At 71.7% G+C, this 16,168-nt stretch carries 10 protein-coding genes and 1 pseudogene; 6 read left to right on the top strand and 5 right to left on the bottom strand.

Annotated features, from left to right (window positions below):
• From AMK33_RS10815 to glgB, 4 genes and pseudogenes are all read left to right on the top strand, one after another.
• Positions 1–562, top strand: a pseudogene (locus tag AMK33_RS10815) (alpha-1,4-glucan--maltose-1-phosphate maltosyltransferase); the annotation flags it as partial.
• Positions 559–2,259 carry a maltose alpha-D-glucosyltransferase gene (treS, locus tag AMK33_RS10810; protein ID WP_073932564.1) on the top strand — a complete coding sequence of 567 codons (1,701 nt, stop codon included), beginning with the start codon at positions 559–561 and terminating at the stop codon, positions 2,257–2,259. The pseudogene AMK33_RS10815 and the gene treS, both read left to right, overlap by 4 nt.
• Positions 2,260–2,371: 112 nt before the next feature.
• Entirely contained in the window at positions 2,372–3,790 is a 1,419-nt protein-coding gene (locus tag AMK33_RS10805; protein WP_073932563.1) for a maltokinase N-terminal cap-like domain-containing protein, read from the top strand.
• A 32-nt stretch (positions 3,791–3,822) separates the two neighbouring features.
• The gene (glgB, locus tag AMK33_RS10800) at positions 3,823–6,393 is read left to right on the top strand and encodes a 1,4-alpha-glucan branching enzyme (protein WP_073932562.1); all 2,571 of its coding nucleotides are present in this window, start codon (positions 3,823–3,825) and stop codon (positions 6,391–6,393) included.
• A gap of 10 nt (positions 6,394–6,403) precedes the next feature.
• Here the strand turns inward: glgB and AMK33_RS10795 are convergent, their stop codons facing one another.
• The 4 genes from AMK33_RS10795 to AMK33_RS10780 all read right to left on the bottom strand — a co-directional run bounded on the left by AMK33_RS10795 (position 6,404) and on the right by AMK33_RS10780 (position 11,231).
• Positions 6,404–8,635, bottom strand: coding sequence for a HelD family protein (locus AMK33_RS10795; protein WP_201263012.1), 2,232 nt, complete (start codon positions 8,633–8,635; stop codon positions 6,404–6,406).
• 192 nt (positions 8,636–8,827) lie between these two features.
• Positions 8,828–9,142: a thioredoxin family protein gene (locus AMK33_RS10790; protein ID WP_073932560.1), complete on the bottom strand. Its 315-nt coding sequence runs from the start codon at positions 9,140–9,142 to the stop codon at positions 8,828–8,830.
• A 14-nt stretch (positions 9,143–9,156) separates the two neighbouring features.
• A complete protein-coding gene (locus tag AMK33_RS10785; RefSeq protein WP_073932559.1) occupies positions 9,157–9,585 on the bottom strand; it encodes a MerR family transcriptional regulator in 429 nt (142 codons plus the stop codon).
• Between the two features lie 245 nt (positions 9,586–9,830).
• A complete protein-coding gene (locus tag AMK33_RS10780; RefSeq protein WP_073932558.1) occupies positions 9,831–11,231 on the bottom strand; it encodes a cation:dicarboxylate symporter family transporter in 1,401 nt (466 codons plus the stop codon).
• Between the two features lie 157 nt (positions 11,232–11,388).
• Here AMK33_RS10780 and AMK33_RS10775 point away from each other — a divergent pair, with 157 nt between their 5' ends.
• Positions 11,389–13,032 carry a sensor histidine kinase gene (locus AMK33_RS10775; protein ID WP_073932557.1) on the top strand — a complete coding sequence of 548 codons (1,644 nt, stop codon included), beginning with the start codon at positions 11,389–11,391 and terminating at the stop codon, positions 13,030–13,032.
• Positions 13,029–13,733, top strand: coding sequence for a response regulator (locus tag AMK33_RS10770; protein WP_073932556.1), 705 nt, complete (start codon positions 13,029–13,031; stop codon positions 13,731–13,733). The genes AMK33_RS10775 and AMK33_RS10770 overlap by 4 nt, the downstream gene beginning before the upstream one ends.
• On the opposite strand, the gene AMK33_RS10765 is transcribed toward AMK33_RS10770, so the two are convergent.
• Entirely contained in the window at positions 13,730–16,111 is a 2,382-nt protein-coding gene (locus AMK33_RS10765; RefSeq protein ID WP_079194812.1) for a tetratricopeptide repeat protein, read from the bottom strand. The genes AMK33_RS10770 and AMK33_RS10765 overlap by 4 nt on opposite strands.
• Positions 16,112–16,168 lie beyond the last annotated feature (57 nt).

Raw genomic sequence — 16,168 nt, 5'->3', positions numbered from 1 at the left:
CACCCTCTCCCCCACCTGGGGCATCTACAGCGGCTACGAACTCTGCGAGAACACCCCCCTGCGCGACGGCGGCGAGGAATACCTCGACAGCGAGAAGTACCAGCTCAGGCACCGCGACTGGGAGACCGCCGAACGCGAGGGCCGCACCATCACCCCCCTCATCACCCGGCTCAACACCATCCGGCGCGAGAACCCGGCCCTGCGGCAACTGCGCGACCTCCACTTCCACCACGCCGACAAGGAGGAGGTCATCGCGTACTCGAAGCGGCGGGGTTCGAACACGGTTCTGGTGGTCGCCAACCTCGACCCCCACCACACCCAGGAGGCCACGGTCTCGTTGGACATGCCGCAACTCGGCCTGGACTGGCACGAGTCGGTACCGGTGCGCGACGAGCTCACCGGCGAGACCTATCAATGGGGCAGGGCCAACTATGTGCGCCTGGAGCCGGGGGGAGCGCATGTGCTCGTCGTCGGCCGGGCATCCGGGAGTGAGCCGCCGGGTGAGCACAGCCGTGTCCTGCGACCGTCCAGCCCGTCGATCGGAGGGTCACCCACAGCATGATCGTCAACGAACCCGTCCCGGACACCTTCGAGGACACCCCCGCCAAGGACCGGGACCCGGACTGGTTCAAGCGAGCCGTCTTCTACGAGGTCCTGGTCCGCTCCTTCCAGGACAGCAACGGTGACGGCATCGGCGACCTGAAGGGCCTGACCGCCAAACTGGACTACCTGCAATGGCTGGGCGTCGACTGCCTCTGGCTGCCGCCCTTCTTCAAGTCGCCGCTGCGCGACGGCGGTTACGACGTGGCCGACTACACCGCCGTCCTCCCCGACTTCGGTGACCTCGCCGACTTCGTGGAGTTCGTCGACGCCGCCCACCAGCGCGGGATGCGCGTGATCATCGACTTCGTCATGAACCACACCAGCGACCAGCACCCGTGGTTCCAGGAGTCGCGCAAGGACCCCGACGGACCGTACGGCGACTACTACGTGTGGGCGGACGACGACAAGCAGTTCCAGGACGCCCGGATCATCTTCGTCGACACCGAGGCCTCCAACTGGACGTACGACCCGGTGCGCAAGCAGTACTACTGGCACCGCTTCTTCTCCCACCAGCCGGACCTCAACTACGAGAACCCGGCGGTCCAGGAGGAGATGATCTCCGCGCTGAAGTTCTGGCTGGACCTGGGGATCGACGGCTTCCGCCTCGACGCGGTGCCGTACCTGTACCAGCAGGAGGGGACGAACTGCGAGAACCTCCCGGAGACCCACGCCTTCCTGAAGCGGGTGCGCAAGGAGATCGACACCCAGTACCCGGACACGGTGCTGCTGGCGGAGGCCAACCAGTGGCCGGAGGACGTCGTCGACTACTTCGGCGACTACGCCGCCGGGGGCGACGAGTGCCACATGGCCTTCCACTTCCCGGTCATGCCCCGCATCTTCATGGCCGTCCGCCGCGAGTCCCGCTACCCCGTCTCCGAGATCCTCGCCAAGACCCCGGCCATCCCGTCCGGCTGCCAGTGGGGCATCTTCCTGCGCAACCACGACGAGCTGACCCTGGAGATGGTCACCGACGAGGAACGCGACTACATGTGGGCGGAGTACGCCAAGGACCCCCGCATGCGCGCCAACATCGGCATCCGCCGCCGGCTCGCCCCGCTGCTGGACAACGACCGCAACCAGATCGAACTCTTCACCGCCCTGCTGCTGTCGCTCCCCGGTTCGCCGATCATCTACTACGGCGACGAGATCGGCATGGGCGACAACATCTGGCTCGGCGACCGCGACGCCGTCCGCACGCCGATGCAGTGGACCCCGGACCGGAACGCCGGATTCTCGTCCTCCGACCCCGGCCGGCTGTTCCTGCCGACCATCATGGACCCGGTCTACGGCTACCAGGTCACCAACGTCGAGGCCTCCATGGCCTCCCCCTCCTCGCTGCTGCACTGGACCCGCCGGATGATCGAGATCCGCAAGCAGAACCCGGCGTTCGGCCTCGGCTCGTACACCGAGCTGCCGTCCTCCAACCCGGCCGTCCTCGCCTTCCTTCGCGAGTACGAGGACGACCTGGTGCTCTGCGTGAACAACTTCTCACGCTTCGCACAGCCCACCGAGCTCGATCTCAGCGCCTTCGGAGGACGGCACCCGGTCGAGCTGTTCGGCGGGGTGCGTTTCCCCGCCGTCGGCGAACTGCCGTATCTCCTGACCCTCGGGGGCCACGGCTTCTACTGGTTCCGGCTCCGCAAGGACGCCGCGTAGAACCCGGGGCGGCGCGGTTTCCGCCGCTCCGCCCGGGGCACGCATGAGTAACACCCCGCCCACCGGCGGCGCCCCCGTGGGCGCGCCGAAAGAGGGGAAAGGACGCGACGCCATGTCGGAAGCCGTCACACGCACCGTCACGACCCCGCCCGGCCTCCTTGCGTCACTGGATCCACTGCTGAGGGAATGGCTGCCGCGGCAGCGCTGGTTCGCTGGCAAGGGCCGCCCCGTCACCGGGTTCTCCCTGGTCGCGGCCACCGAGCTGCTGCCGCCCACGGCCAAGCTGGGCCTGTACCACCTGCTCGTACGCGCGCACCAGCCGCTCCAGCCGGGCCACGACGGCCCCGAGCAGCCCGGCGACTGCTACCAGCTGCTCATAGGCGTGCGCGAGGCGTTGCCGCCCCGGCTCGCGCCCGCGCTGATCGGCCATGTGACGCGGGGCCCGCTGGCCGGACGGACGGTCTACGAGGCCCTGCACGACACCCGGCCCGCCGAACTGCTCCTGGAGGCGCTGCGCACCCAGGCCCGGATCGGCGGGCTTCGCTTCGATCGGGACCCGCGCCAGGAGATCCGGTCCGGTCTGGTGCCGCGCCTGGTGACCGCCGAGCAGTCGAACTCTTCGGTCGTCTACGGAGATACGTTCATCCTGAAGCTGTTGCGCCGGATCGTGCCCGGGATCAACCCCGATCTGGAGCTGCCGCTGGCGCTGGCCCGCGTGGGCTGCCCCCGGGTGCCCCCGCCGACGGCCTGGCTGGTCGCGGAGCCCGATGAGGCGCCCGGCCCGCCGCCCCCGGCCGAGCCGTACGTCCTGGGGGTGCTCCAGCCGTTCGTGCAGGGTGCGACGGACGGCTGGGAGCTGGCGCTGCGGGAGCTGGCCAAGGGGGAGGACTTCGTCGCCGAGTCACGGGCCCTCGGGCGGGCCACCGCCGAGGTGCACACCGCGCTGGCCCGCGCGCTGCCCACGGTCACGCTGGGGCACGCCCAGCTCCGTTCCCTGGTCGCCGGCATGACCGAGCGGCTGGAGGCTGCCGTGCACGCGGTGCCCGCGCTGCGGCCGTACGCGGACGGGCTGCGCTCGGCGTTCACGGCGCTGGACGGTCTGGCCGTCGAGGGGCACGTCTGGACCGCCCAGCGGGTGCACGGCGATCTGCACCTCGGGCAGTGCCTGCGCTCCCCGACCGGGGAGTGGTCGCTGATCGACTTCGAGGGGGAGCCGGCCCGTCCGCTGGCCGAGCGCCGGATGCCGCAGCCGGCGGTGCGGGACGTGGCCGGCATGCTGCGGTCCTTCGACTACGCGGCGCGTTCGGTGGACCCGCCGCAGCCGGACTGGGCCGTGCGGTGCCGGGCGGCGTACTGCTCCGGCTACGCGGAGGCGGCCGGCCGGGATCCGCGCACCGATCCGGTGCTGCTGCGCGCGTACGAGACCGACAAGGCGGTCTACGAAGTGGTCTACGAGGCCCGGCACCGTCCTGAGTGGCTGCCCGTACCGCTGGCCGCCGTGCACCGGCTCGCCTCGTCCGACCTGATCTGACCCATCCGACCCGCGTCCAGGAGGCCTCGCCCGTGACCCCCCGCCCCGAGTCCAGCGGTTCGCATCCGGAACAGCCGGCCGAGCGCCAGCCCGCGGCAGCCGAGCCGGTGAAGAAGGCCACCGCGAAGAAGACCGCCGGGAAGAAGACCGCTGCGAAGAAGACCGCCGCGGCGGCGAAGGCCACGGCCAAGAAGGCGGCGACCGAGAAAGCGGCGGTGAAGAAGGCCGCGGTGAAGAAGGCCGCGGTGAAGAAGGCTGCTGCTGCCAAGAGCCCGGCGAAGAAGGCCGTGACGAAGAGGGCCGTGGCCGAGAAGACCCCCGCCGAGAAGACCCCCGCCAAGAAGGCCGCGGCGAAGAAGACGGCGTTGAAGGCCACCCCCGCCGCACAGCCCGCCCCGCCCGAGATGGAGATCGCCGTCTCCCCCGCCGTGGACGCCGCCGACCGGGAGCGGCTGCTGAGCGGGACGCATCACGCCCCGCACTCCGTGCTCGGCGCGCATCCGGTGCCCGGCGGGGTCGTCTTCCGGGCGTTCCGGCCGTACGCCCTCGCGGTGACCGTCGTCTCCGGGGGCCTCACCGTCGAGCTGCACGACGACGGTGACGGCTTCTTCTCGGGACTGCTGCCGCTGGGCGAGGTCCCGGCGTACCGGCTGCTCGTGACGTACGAGGGGACGGTGCAGGAGACGGAGGACGCGTACCGCTTCCTGCCCACGCTCGGCGAGCTCGACCTGCATCTGATCGGCGAGGGCCGGCACGAGGAGCTGTGGACGGTCCTCGGCGCGCACCCCATGACCCACCAGGGCGTCACCGGTACCCGCTTCACGGTGTGGGCGCCGAACGCGCGCGGGGTGCGGGTGTCCGGCACCTTCAACTTCTGGGACGGCACCGGCTTCCCCATGCGGTCGCTGGGCTCGACGGGGGTGTGGGAGCTGTTCGTGCCGGGGATCGGCGAGGGCGAGCTGTACAAGTTCGAGATCACTCGCCCCGACGGTTCGAAGACCCTGCGCGCCGACCCGCTGGCCCGCCGTACGGAGGTCCCGCCGGCCACGTCGTCGATCGTCACGTCGTCGGCGTACGAGTGGGGCGACGCGGAATGGCTGGAGCGCCGGGCGGCCGTGCCCGCGCACCGGGCGCCGTTCTCCGTCTACGAGGTGCACCTGCCGTCCTGGCGGCCGGGACTGACGTACCGGCAGCTCGCCGAGCAGCTCCCCGCGTACGTCAAGGACCTCGGCTTCACCCACGTGGAGCTGATGCCGGTCGCCGAGCACCCCTTCGGCGGCTCGTGGGGTTACCAGGTCACCGGGTTCTACGCGCCCACGGCCCGCCTCGGCACCCCGGACGACTTCCGGTACCTGGTCGACGCCCTGCACCGGGCCGGGATCGGGGTGCTGATGGACTGGGTGCCGGCGCACTTCCCGCGCGACGAGTGGGCGCTGGCGGAGTTCGACGGGCGGCCGCTGTACGAGCACGAGGATCCGCTGCGGGCCGCCCATCCCGACTGGGGCACCCTGGAGTTCGACTTCGGGCGGCGCGAGGTGCGCAACTTCCTCGTCGCCAACGCCCTTTACTGGTGCGAGGAGTTCCACATCGACGGGCTGCGCGTGGACGCGGTCGCCTCGATGCTCTACCTCGACTACTCGCGCGAGCCGGGCCAGTGGACGCCGAACGAGCACGGCGGCCGGGAGAACCTGGACGCGGTGGCGTTCCTCCAGGAGATGAACGCGACCGTGTACCGCAGGGTGCCGGGGGTCGTGACGATCGCGGAGGAGTCCACGGCCTGGGACGGCGTCACCCGGGCCACCCACCACAAGGGGCCGAGCGGCTTCGGCGGGCTCGGGTTCGGGCTGAAGTGGAACATGGGCTGGATGCACGACTCGCTCCAGTACATGAGCCACGAGCCGGTCCACCGCCGCTACCACCACGGCGAGATGACGTTCTCGATGGTGTACGCCTACAGCGAGAACTACGTGCTGCCGATCTCCCACGACGAGGTGGTGCACGGCAAGCGTTCCCTGGTGTCGAAGATGCCCGGCGACTGGTGGCAGCAGCGCGCCAACCTGCGGGCCTACCTGGGCTTCATGTGGGCCCATCCGGGCAAGCAGCTCCTCTTCATGGGGCAGGAGTTCGCGCAGGGAGCGGAGTGGTCGGAGGCGCACGGCCCGGACTGGTGGCTCCTCGACCCGAACTACGGCGCGGAGGCCGACCATCGCGGGGTGCGCGATCTGGTGCGTGACCTCAACACCGTGTACGGGCGCACCCCGGCGCTGTGGCGGGGCGACACCGAGCCGTCCGGTTTCCGGTGGGTGACCGGGGACGCTGCCGAGGACAACGTGTTCGCGTTCCTGCGGTACGACTCCGACGGCTCCCCGCTGCTCGCGGTGTCCCACTTCGCGCCCGTGGTCCGGCAGGACTACCGGATCGGCGTCCCCGACGACGTGCCCGCCTGGCACGAGGTGGTGAACACCGACGCCGGCCGCTACGGCGGCGGTGACGTCACCCGCCCCGACCCGGTCAAGCCGGAGCCGCAGGGACGGCACGGGTTCCCGGCGAGCATCCGGCTGACCCTGCCGCCCCTGGCGACGGTGTGGCTGCGTCCGGCCTGAGCTCTTCCGCTCAGTTCATGGCCTCGGCCAGCGGCTTCGGCAGCGGCTCGGTGTGCAGGACGCCGAGCCGCTGGGTGGCGCGGGTGAGGGCCACGTACAGGTCGCTGGTGCCGTAGCGGCCCGGTTCGACCACGAGGACGGAGTCGAACTCCAGCCCCTTGGCCTGGCGCGGGTCGAGCAGCACGACGGCGTGCGCCAGGTCGGGCTCGGCGCCCGCCGTCACCCCGTCGAGGCGGGCGGCCAGGGCGCGGTGCAGCTCGCGCGGGGCGATGACCGCGAGGCGGCCCTCGTCGGGGGTGAGTTCCGCGACGGCCTTGGCGACCGCGCCGGGCAGGTCGTCGGTGGCGCGGGCCCAGGGCCGTACGCCCGTGGAGCGGACCGAGCCGGGCGGCTCGAAACCGGGGTGCTCGGCGCGCACCACGGCCGCGGCGACGTCCATGATCTCGGCGGGGGTGCGGTAGTTGACGCCGAGCCGGGTGTGCTCCCAGCGGTCCTCGACGAACGGGGTGAGGATGTCCGCCCAGGAGCCGACACCGCCCGCCTCGGAGGTCTGTGCCGGGTCGCCGACCAGGGTCATCGAGCGGGTGGGGCTGCGCCGCATCAGCAGCCGCCACGCCATCGGGGACAGCTCCTGCGCCTCGTCGACGATGATGTGCCCGAACGCCCAGGTGCGGTCGGCGGCGGCGCGTTCGGCGGCGCTGCGGTGGTCGTCCTCCTCGTGCCGTTCGGCGAAGCGTTCGGCGTCGATGATGTCGTGCGCGGACAGCACCTCGGAGGAGTCCGGGTCGTCGTCCTCCTTGTCCTCGAACTCGTAGGTCCGGGAGGCGTACGAGACGTCCAGCACGCCCTGTGCGAAGGCGATCTGGGTCTGCCGTTCGCGTTCGGCGCGCTCGCGTTCGAGGCGGTCGTCCTCGCCGAGGAGTTCGGCGGCCTCGTCGAGCAGGGGCACGTCGGAGACGGTCCAGTGCCGGGTGACCGGGCGGCGGATCGCGGCGGCGTCCTCGTCGGGGAGGTGGCCCTCGGGTGCGGCGAGGAAGTCGGCGACCAGGCGCTGCGGGGTGATCCGGGGCCAGAGCCGGTCGATCGCGGACCAGACCTCGGGGTTCTCGGCGAGTTCGTCGCGGATCTGGGTGATGTCGCTGGGGTCGAGCAGGTTGGAGCCGTCGTAGGGGTCGGTGCCGATGCGTTCGGCGACCATGTCGGTGAGCGCGTTGAGGATGTGGCCCTCGAAGTGCTCGCGGGCCACGTTGTGCGGCAGTTTCGCGGCGCGGGTGCGTTCACGGGCGACGTTCACCAGGCCGTCGTCGAGCATGAGGACCTCGCGGTCGTGCTCGATCGCGATCACCGGGTCGGGCAGCGCCTGCCGGTCGCGCACGACGTCGGCGAGGACGCCGGCCATCTCCGCGCGGCCCTTGACGGCGGCGGCCTCGGGAGTGTCGGTCCGGGTGGTCTTCACGCCGGGGAACAGCTCGCCGACGGTCGCGAGCAGCACACCGGTCTCGCCGAGGCTGGGCAGCACCTCGCCGATGTAGCCGAGGAACGCCGGGTTGGGGCCGACGATCAGGACGGCGCGGCGGGCCAGCAGCTCACGGTGCTCGTAGAGCAGGTAGGCGGCGCGGTGCAGGGCGACGGCGGTCTTGCCGGTGCCGGGGCCGCCCTCGACGACCATGACCCCGCGGTGCGGGGCGCGGATGATGCGGTCCTGGTCGGCCTGGATGGTGCGCACGATGTCGCCCATGCGGCCGGTGCGCGCGGAGTTGAGCGCGGCGAGCAGGACGGCGTCGCCGGTCGGGTCCTCGTGGCCGGTACGGGTGTCGTCGCCGAGGTCGAGGACCTCGTCGTGCAGGGCGGTGACCCGGCGGCCCTCGGTGGAGATGTGCCGGCGGCGCCTGAGCCCCATCGTGGTGTGGCCGGTGGCCAGGTAGAACGGGCGGGCGACGTCGGCGCGCCAGTCGATGAGGACGGGCGTGCGTTCGGCGTCGTCGGCGCGCAGGCCGATCCGGCCGATGTGGTGGGTGTCGCCGGAGGCGAGGTCGATGCGGCCGAAGCAGAGGGAGCCGTCCACGGCGTTCAGCGCGGCGAGCAGCCCGGAGCGCTCGGCGACCAGGATGTCCCGCTCCAGCCGGGCCTGCCGGGGGGTGTGGCCCTGGGCGAGCGCCTCCGTGACGGACACCTCGGCGTCGCCGCGCAGGACGTCCACGCGTGCGTACAGTCCGTCGATGAATTGCTGTTCCTGCCGCAATTCCTCGTCCGGAAATTCGGTGTTTGACAATTCCGCTCCCGCCCGGATACACTGTGGTCACTGAACTTCACTGCGGCTTCCACGAAAACGAAGTCGCGAATCAATGAATATACGCAAAGAAAACCCCCGGGCGCAATTGCCCGGGGGTTTTCTTGTGCCGCGTACCAGGTCATCCCAGGCCGTCGTACCAGGTCAGAGCACGTCCGCCAGCTCCTCCAGGAGCCGCCGCTTGGGCCTGGCCCCCACCATCGACCGCAGCGGCTCCCCGTCGCGGAACACCATGAAGGTCGGCATCGACAGCACCTTGTAGGCGTTGGTCGTACCGGGATTGGCGTCCACATTCAGCTGGACGACCTTCAGCCGGCCGTCCTCCTCGGCGGCCAGCGCGCTCAGCACCGGCGCCATCTGCCGGCACGGCGGGCACCAGTCGGCGGTGAACTCCACCAGCACCGGCAGCTCCGCCCCGATCACCTCTTCCTCGAAGTCCGCGTCGGTCACCTCGGGCACACCACTCGCCTTGCTCACCTTGGTTCCCCTCCCAGTTCGCACACCGGCTCCGGACCGCCCGGAGCCGCCGCGTCGGCGGCCAGCCCGTCCCGTGCCGACTCCGCCCGCGCGAGCTGCTCGCCGACCTTCGCCCGTACCGCACGCAGCTCGCCGATCAGGGCGTCGAGCTCGTCCAGCTTGCGCCGGTAGACCTGGAGCGAGGCGGGGCACGAGTCGCCCTCGGGGTGCCCGGCCCGCAGACACTCCACGAAGGGCCGGGTCTCCTCCAGGTCGAACCCGAAGTCCTGGAGCGTGCGGATCTGCCGCAGCAGCTTCAGATCGCTCTCGTCGTAGGTCCGGTATCCGTTGCCGGTACGCCGCGCGGACAGCAGCCCGCGTGACTCGTAGTACCGCAGCGTCCGCGTGGTGGTCCCGGCCCGTGCGGCCAGCTCGCCGATTCGCATACGGACGAACGTAAGCCTTGACGTCGGCGTCAAGGCAAGGACGTACGGGACGGGCGGGGCCGTACGGGTCGGGCGGAACGGAAGAAGCCGAGCGGCCGGGCTCACGGGGGCGGAGCCTGGCCGCTCGGCGGCTGTGGAGGCCCGGATACGGGCGGCGGGCCTCCAGCGACCGGGCGGCTGAGCAACGGGGGAGTGTCCCAGCCGCCCGGGTCTGTGGGGTGTGCTGTGTGCTGCGCCGGTGGCCGTCAGGCCTTGGCCAGCTCCTTCTCGCCGCCCGGCTCGGGCAGCTCGGCGCGGGGCTCGTCGGCGTCGCCGCCGGTGCCGTGGTCGTCGTCCAGCAGCGTCTTCTCGTCGAAGGGGGCGCGGCCGGCCAGGACCTCGTCCACCCGGGCCCGGTCGATCTCCTTGGTCCAGGTGCCGATCAGGACGGTGGCGACGGCGTTGCCCGCGAAGTTGGTGAGGGCGCGGGCCTCGCTCATGAAGCGGTCGATGCCGACGATGAGGCCGATGCCGTCCACCAGGGCCGGCTTGTGCGACTGGAGGCCACCGGCCAGCGTGGCGAGACCGGCACCGGAGACACCGGCCGCGCCCTTGGAGGCCACCAGCAGGAAGAGCAGCAGCGGGATCTGCTCGCCGATCGACATCGGCGTGCCCATGGCGTCGGCGATGAACAGCGAGGCCATGGTCATGTAGATCATGGTGCCGTCGAGGTTGAAGGAGTAGCCGGTCGGGACGGTGATGCCGACCACCGGCTTGCTGACTCCCAGGTGCTCCATCTTCGCGATGAGGCGCGGCAGCGCCGACTCCGACGAGGAGGTGGAGAGGATCAGCAGGAACTCGCGGCCCAGGTACTTGAAGAGCGAGAAGACGTTCACACCGGCGATGAGGCGCAGCATCGTGCCCAGCACCAGGAAGATGAACAGGACGCAGGTGACGTAGAAGCCGAGCATCAGCACGGCCAGGCTCTTGAGCGCGTCGACGCCGGCCGAGCCGGTGACCGCGGCGATGGCGCCGAAGGCACCGATCGGGGCCGCCCACATGATCATCGCCAGGACGCGGAAGACCAGCCGCTGGATGTGCTCGATGCCGCGCAGGACGGGCTGTCCGGCGGACCCCATGGCCTGGAGGGCGAAGCCGCAGAGCAGGGCGACCAGCAGGGTCTGCAGGACCTCGCCGGCGGTGAACGCGGAGACGATCGTGGTCGGGATGATGCCCATCAGGAAGTCGACGGTGCTCTTGGCCTCCGCGTCGACCTGCGCCTGACCGGTCTCCTTGACGGCGTCGGTGACCGCGAGGCCCGTACCCGGGTCCAGGATGTTGCCGACGATCAGACCGATGGCGAGCGCGACGACCGACATCACCATGAAGTAGCCGAGCGCGATACCGCCGACCGCGCCGACCTTGGCGGCCTTCCGCACGGAGCCGATGCCCAGCACGATGGTGCAGAAGATGATCGGCGAGATCATCATCTTGATCAGGTTCACGAAGCCGGTGCCGAGCGGCTTCAGCTCGGTCGCGAAGTCGGGCGCGATCAGACCGACGGCGATACCGAGGGCGACCGCGATGATCACCGCGATGTAGAGATAGTGCGTGCGGTCCCGCTTGGCCTTGGGTGCGGCAGGTGCCGTAGCGGCTGTGCTGGTCACGGCGGCCCTCCTTGACGACGTCGTCGGCATCACCGGCGTGCGGCTCACGTCCGGGGGATGGGTTTTCGGGGAATGCCGTGACTATGTCGTGCCTTGTGAGCGCGGTCACCCTTCCGTTCATTTAGTTCACCGTGGAACCGAGAGGCAGACTGGCTGAATGCGTATCCCCCTGCCCCGCCCCCGCAGCCTCGCGGGCCAGCTCTTCGCCATGCAGGCCGTGCTCATCGCGGTCGTCGTGGCCGGATACGCGCTGTTCACCTACGTCAGTGACCGCAGCCAGGCCGAACAGGCGGCGGGCCGCCAGGCCACCGCGGTGGCCCGTTCGGTCGCCGACTCGCCGTCCGTGCGGGAGGCGATCCGTACGTCCGACCCGTCGGCGGAGCTCCAGCCGTACGCGCTGGCGGTGGTGCGGGACACCGACGTCGACTTCGTCACGATCATGGATCCGCGGGGCATCCGCTGGACCCACCCCGACCCCGACCAGATCGGCCTGGTCTTCCAGGGCCACACCGGTCCGGCACTCCGGGGCCGCACCTTCACCGAGACCTACACCGGTACCCTCGGCCCGTCGGTCCGGGCGGTCACCCCGATCCGGGACGGCGACCGGATCACCGGCCTGGTCAGCGCCGGCATAAGGGTCGAGGAGATCAGCCAGCGCGCCCAGGGCCAGCTCACGGCGCTGCTCGTGGTCGCGGCCGGCGCCCTCGGGCTCGGCGCGATCGGCACGTACGTCATCAACGCGCGGCTGCGCCGGCACACCCACGGCATGAACGCGGCCGAGCTCAGCCACATGCACGACTACCATCAGGCCGCGCTGCACGCCGTGCGCGAGGGGCTGCTGATGCTGGACGGGCAGTACAGGGTGGCGCTGATCAACGACGGCGGCCGGGATCTGCTGGGCGTGGGCCAGGAGGAGGACGTGGTGGGCAGGTCGGTGGCGGAGCTGGGGCTGCCCACACCGCTGACGGGTGCGCTGCTCTCCTCCGAGCCCCGGGTGGACGAGGTGCACCTGACGGCGGACCGGGTGCTGGTGGTGAACACCTCGCCGGTCACCGGCGGCCAGCAGCGCGGCTCGGTGGTGACGCTGCGGGACGTGACCGAGCTCCAGTCGCTGATGGGCGAGCTGGACTCCGAGCGCGGCTTCACGCAGGCGCTCAGGTCACAGGCGCACGAGGCGGCGAACCGGCTGCACACCGTGGTCTCGCTGATCGAGCTGGGCCGGGCGGAGGAGGCGGTCGACTTCGCCACCGCCGAGCTGGAGCTGGCGCAGGCCCTCACCGACCAGGTGGTGGCGGCGGTGGGCGAGCCGGTCCTCGCGGCGCTGCTCCTCGGCAAGACCGCCCAGGCCAACGAGCGGGGTGTGGAACTGGTGGTGTCGGACGACAGCCGCCTGGACGACGGCCTCCTCCCCGACACCCTGCCCGCCCGGGACCTGGTCACCATCCTCGGCAACCTGATCGACAACGCCGTGGACGCGGCACAGGGCGGGCTGCACCCGCGGGTGACGGTGACGGCACTGACGGAAGAGGACGGGGACGGCTCGGAGCTGGTCCTGCGGGTCTCCGACACCGGCCCCGGCGTGGACCCGGACCACACGGAGGCGGTCTTCCAGCGGGGCTTCACGACCAAGCCGGCCGGGCCGGGCGGGCGGGGGCTGGGGCTGGCACTCGTACGGCAGGCGGCGGGCCGGCACGGCGGGGTGCTGTCGGTGACGTCCGGGGACGAGGGCGGCGCGGTGTTCGAGGCGCGGCTGCCGCTGAGGGGCTCCACTGTCGTGGAGAGCGCGGGAGGCGCCGTATGACCGGGGTGGCCGGGGAGCCCATCAGAGTGCTGGTGGTCGAGGACGACCCGGTGGCCGCCGACGCCCATGTGATGTACGTCGGGCGGGTGCCCGGGTTCGTCGCCGTCGGGAAGGCGCAGAGTGGGGCGGAGGCACGACGGGTCCTGGACCGGACGCCTGTCGACCTGCTCCTCCTCGACCTGCACCTGCCCGATGTGCACGGGCTCCAGCTCGCGCGCTCGCTGCGGGCGGCCGGTCACCACGCCGACGTGATCGCGGTGACGTCGGCGCGGGATCTGGCGGTGGTGCGGGAGGGGGTGTCGCTCGGGGTCGTGCAGTACGTACTGAAGCCGTTCACGTTCGCGACCCTGCGGGACCGGCTGGTTCGGTACGCCGAGTTCCACGCGGCGGTGGGCGAGGCGAGCGGGCAGGACGAGGTGGACAGGGCGCTGGCGGTGCTGCGGGCGCCGGGGCCGGCCGCGCTGCCGAAGGGGTTGAGCGGGCCGACGCTGGAGCGGGTGACGGGGGCGCTGCGGGAGGTGGAGGAGGGGCTGACTGCGGCGGGGGTCGCCGAGGTGGTGGGGATCTCCCGGATCACGGCTCGGCGGTATCTGGAGCATCTGGTGGAGGCGGGGAGGGCCGGGCGGGCGCCGGTTTATGGGCAGGTAGGGCGGCCTGAGTTGGTTTATCGGTGGGTTCGGGGGGTGGAGAAGGGGCGTTAGGGGGTGGGGGTGTCCAGGATGGCGGCGTAGGCGCGGGACTGGGTGGCTTCGGTGGGGGCGTTGGCGCGGGCATAGGCGTCGGCGGACTGGAGGTAGGCGGTGCGGGCCTCGGCGGGGCGGTGGGCTGCCTCGTGAGCGATGGCCAGATTGTGGAGGGTCTGCCCCTCGCCGTACCAGTCCTCGAACTCCCTGAAGATCTCCAGAGACTTGCCGTACGCCTCGATCGCCTCTCCCGCCCGGCCCACTTCCCTCAGGGCACTGCCGAGGTTGTTCCACGCCCCGCCCTCGCGGTGGCGGTCTCCCGCAACCCGGTACAGGTCGCGGGCCCGGCTGTGGGCCTCGATCGCCTCCCCCTCCCGACCCGCCATCCGCAGGGCGACGCCGAGGTTGTTCCACGCCCCGCCCTCGTGGTGGCGGTCTCCCGCGACCCGGTACAGGTCGCGGGCCCGGCTGTGGGCCTCGATCGCCTCCCCCTCCCGGCCCGCCTCCCCCATGGCGAGGCCGAGGTTGTCCCACGCGCCGGCCTCGCCGTCACGGTCTCCCCCGGCCCGGTACAGGTCGCGGGCCCGGGTGTGGGCGCCGATCGCCTTCTCGGCCTGGCCCGCCCTCTGCAGGGCGATGCCGAGATGGTCCAACGCGGCGGCCTCGCCCAGTCGGTTCCCGGCACGCTGCGCGGCCTCCCGCGCGGCCTCCGCGACGGCGATCCAGTCATCGAAATACCGGCGCCAGGACAGATACTCCCCCAGACATGTGGCCAGCCACACCGCCGCGCCCGCGAACCGCTCCTCCCGCCCCCAACCCACCGCCGCCACCAGACCCGCCCGCTCACCGTCCAGCCACGCCAACGCCTGCCCTCGATCCCCGAACCGCTCCGGCTCCGCCATCCCCGGCAACCACCGCAACCGGTCATCAGCCGCATACGCCCACCGCACGTAGAACCCCAGCACCCGCTCCCGCGCAGCCTCCCCCTCCTCCCGCGACCCCGCGTCCCCCGCCACCACACCCGCCCCGAACACCCGCACCAAGTCGTGCAACCGCCACCATCCGCGCTCGCTCCCCCTCTCCACGAGGTGGGCACGGGCCAGGGCCTTCTGAGCCCGCACCGGAGGTCCCTCGGCACCGACCAGCGCGGCGATGACCTCATCACTCACCTCGGGCCCCGGCGCGAGAGCGAGCAGGCGCAGCAGCCGCGCGTGCTCGGGCAACAGCCGGCGGTAGGAGAGTTCGAAGGCGGCGCGGACGCTGCGCTCGCCGTCGTCGAGGTGGTCGAGCCGGTCGCGGGACTCGGCCAACTCCGCCACGAGTTCGGTCACCGGCTTGCCCGGGTCCTCCACCAGCAGGGCGGCCGCGATCTGCAGGGCCAGCGGGAGGTGCCCGCAGAGGTCGGCGAGTCGCTCGGCCGTGTCGGGGTCGTCGGCCACCCGGCTGTCGCACGGGTCGGCGATCCGCAGGGCACGGTCGAGGAGTTCGTACGCCTCCCTCGGACTGAGCTGGTCCAGGGGAATGAGCCGCGCGCCCAATTGGGACAGCCGGTCGCGTGACGTGACCAGGACGTGGTGCCGGGAGTCGCCCGGCAGGAGGGGCCGTACCTGGTCCGGCGAGGAGGCGTTGTCGGCCAGGACCAGCACCGCGCCGCGCTCGTCAGCCCGAGCGGCCAGCGTCGAGCGGTAGAGCGCCGCCCGCTCGTCCGTTGTGGTCGGGATGTGTTCCGGCAGGGTGCCGAGGGCGCGCAGCAGGGCTTGGAGAGCACGGTCGGCGGTGACGGGCTCCCGGTCGTAGCCGTGCAGGTCGATGAAGAGAACACCGCCGGGGAACCAGCCCCGTTCACGAGCCAGGTGCGTGGTCTCGACGGCGAGCGCGGTCTTGCCGATGCCGCCGAGACCGGACACGGCGGCGACGAGGGTCGCCGCCGACTGCGTCCCGGCCGGGTCCAGCGCACGCAGCAGCTCCTCCGTCTCGCGCTCCCGGCCTGTGAACCCGCCGGGCCTCGGCGGCAGACCGGCCATCGCCTCGGGGACGGCGGCCCCGCCCTGCTGGACAACGACCTGCGCACCGACCACCTCGCGCAGGAAGACCCCGCCCCGGAAGTCGGTGTGGTCGCCGTCGTACCAGGGCGTCCCGCTTCCCGGCGCGGACCGTTCCATGGCCCGCGCGACGGCACCGGCGACGCCCCGCGGATCGGCGGCGAGCAGGTCGGCCACCGTCTCGCCCCACTCCCGTACGACCTCCCGCCGTGCCGGGTCCTGTGCCGCCTCGGCGATGTCCCGGGCGGTCGCGCCGGCGTCGAGCCCCACCGCCCGCGCCAGCCTGTCCACCGCCCGGCGTCCACTGTCCCCGCCCGCGCCCTCGACCAAGGCCGCCAGCAGTGCCGCTTCCATACGCCGTACTCGCCCCCGTCAACAACTCCCGACTGTGCGTCAAAGCTAGTGAATGGA

Source organism: Streptomyces sp. CB02400 (assembly GCF_001905725.1).
In the GTDB taxonomy this organism is placed as follows: domain Bacteria; phylum Actinomycetota; class Actinomycetes; order Streptomycetales; family Streptomycetaceae; genus Streptomyces; species Streptomyces atrovirens.
The sequence above is the reverse complement of the archived record's forward strand: the minus strand, read 5'-3'. Positions and strand labels throughout refer to the sequence as shown.

Coding starts and splice junctions, on each gene's coding strand:
- treS (WP_073932564.1), top strand. CDS start 559: ATGATCGTCAACGAACCCGTCCCGGACACCTTCGAGGACACCCCCGCC.
- AMK33_RS10805 (WP_073932563.1), top strand. CDS start 2,372: ATGTCGGAAGCCGTCACACGCACCGTCACGACCCCGCCCGGCCTCCTT.
- AMK33_RS10785 (WP_073932559.1), bottom strand. CDS start 9,585: ATGCGAATCGGCGAGCTGGCCGCACGGGCCGGGACCACCACGCGGACG.
- AMK33_RS10775 (WP_073932557.1), top strand. CDS start 11,389: ATGCGTATCCCCCTGCCCCGCCCCCGCAGCCTCGCGGGCCAGCTCTTC.
- AMK33_RS10770 (WP_073932556.1), top strand. CDS start 13,029: ATGACCGGGGTGGCCGGGGAGCCCATCAGAGTGCTGGTGGTCGAGGAC.
- AMK33_RS10765 (WP_079194812.1), bottom strand. CDS start 16,111: ATGGAAGCGGCACTGCTGGCGGCCTTGGTCGAGGGCGCGGGCGGGGAC.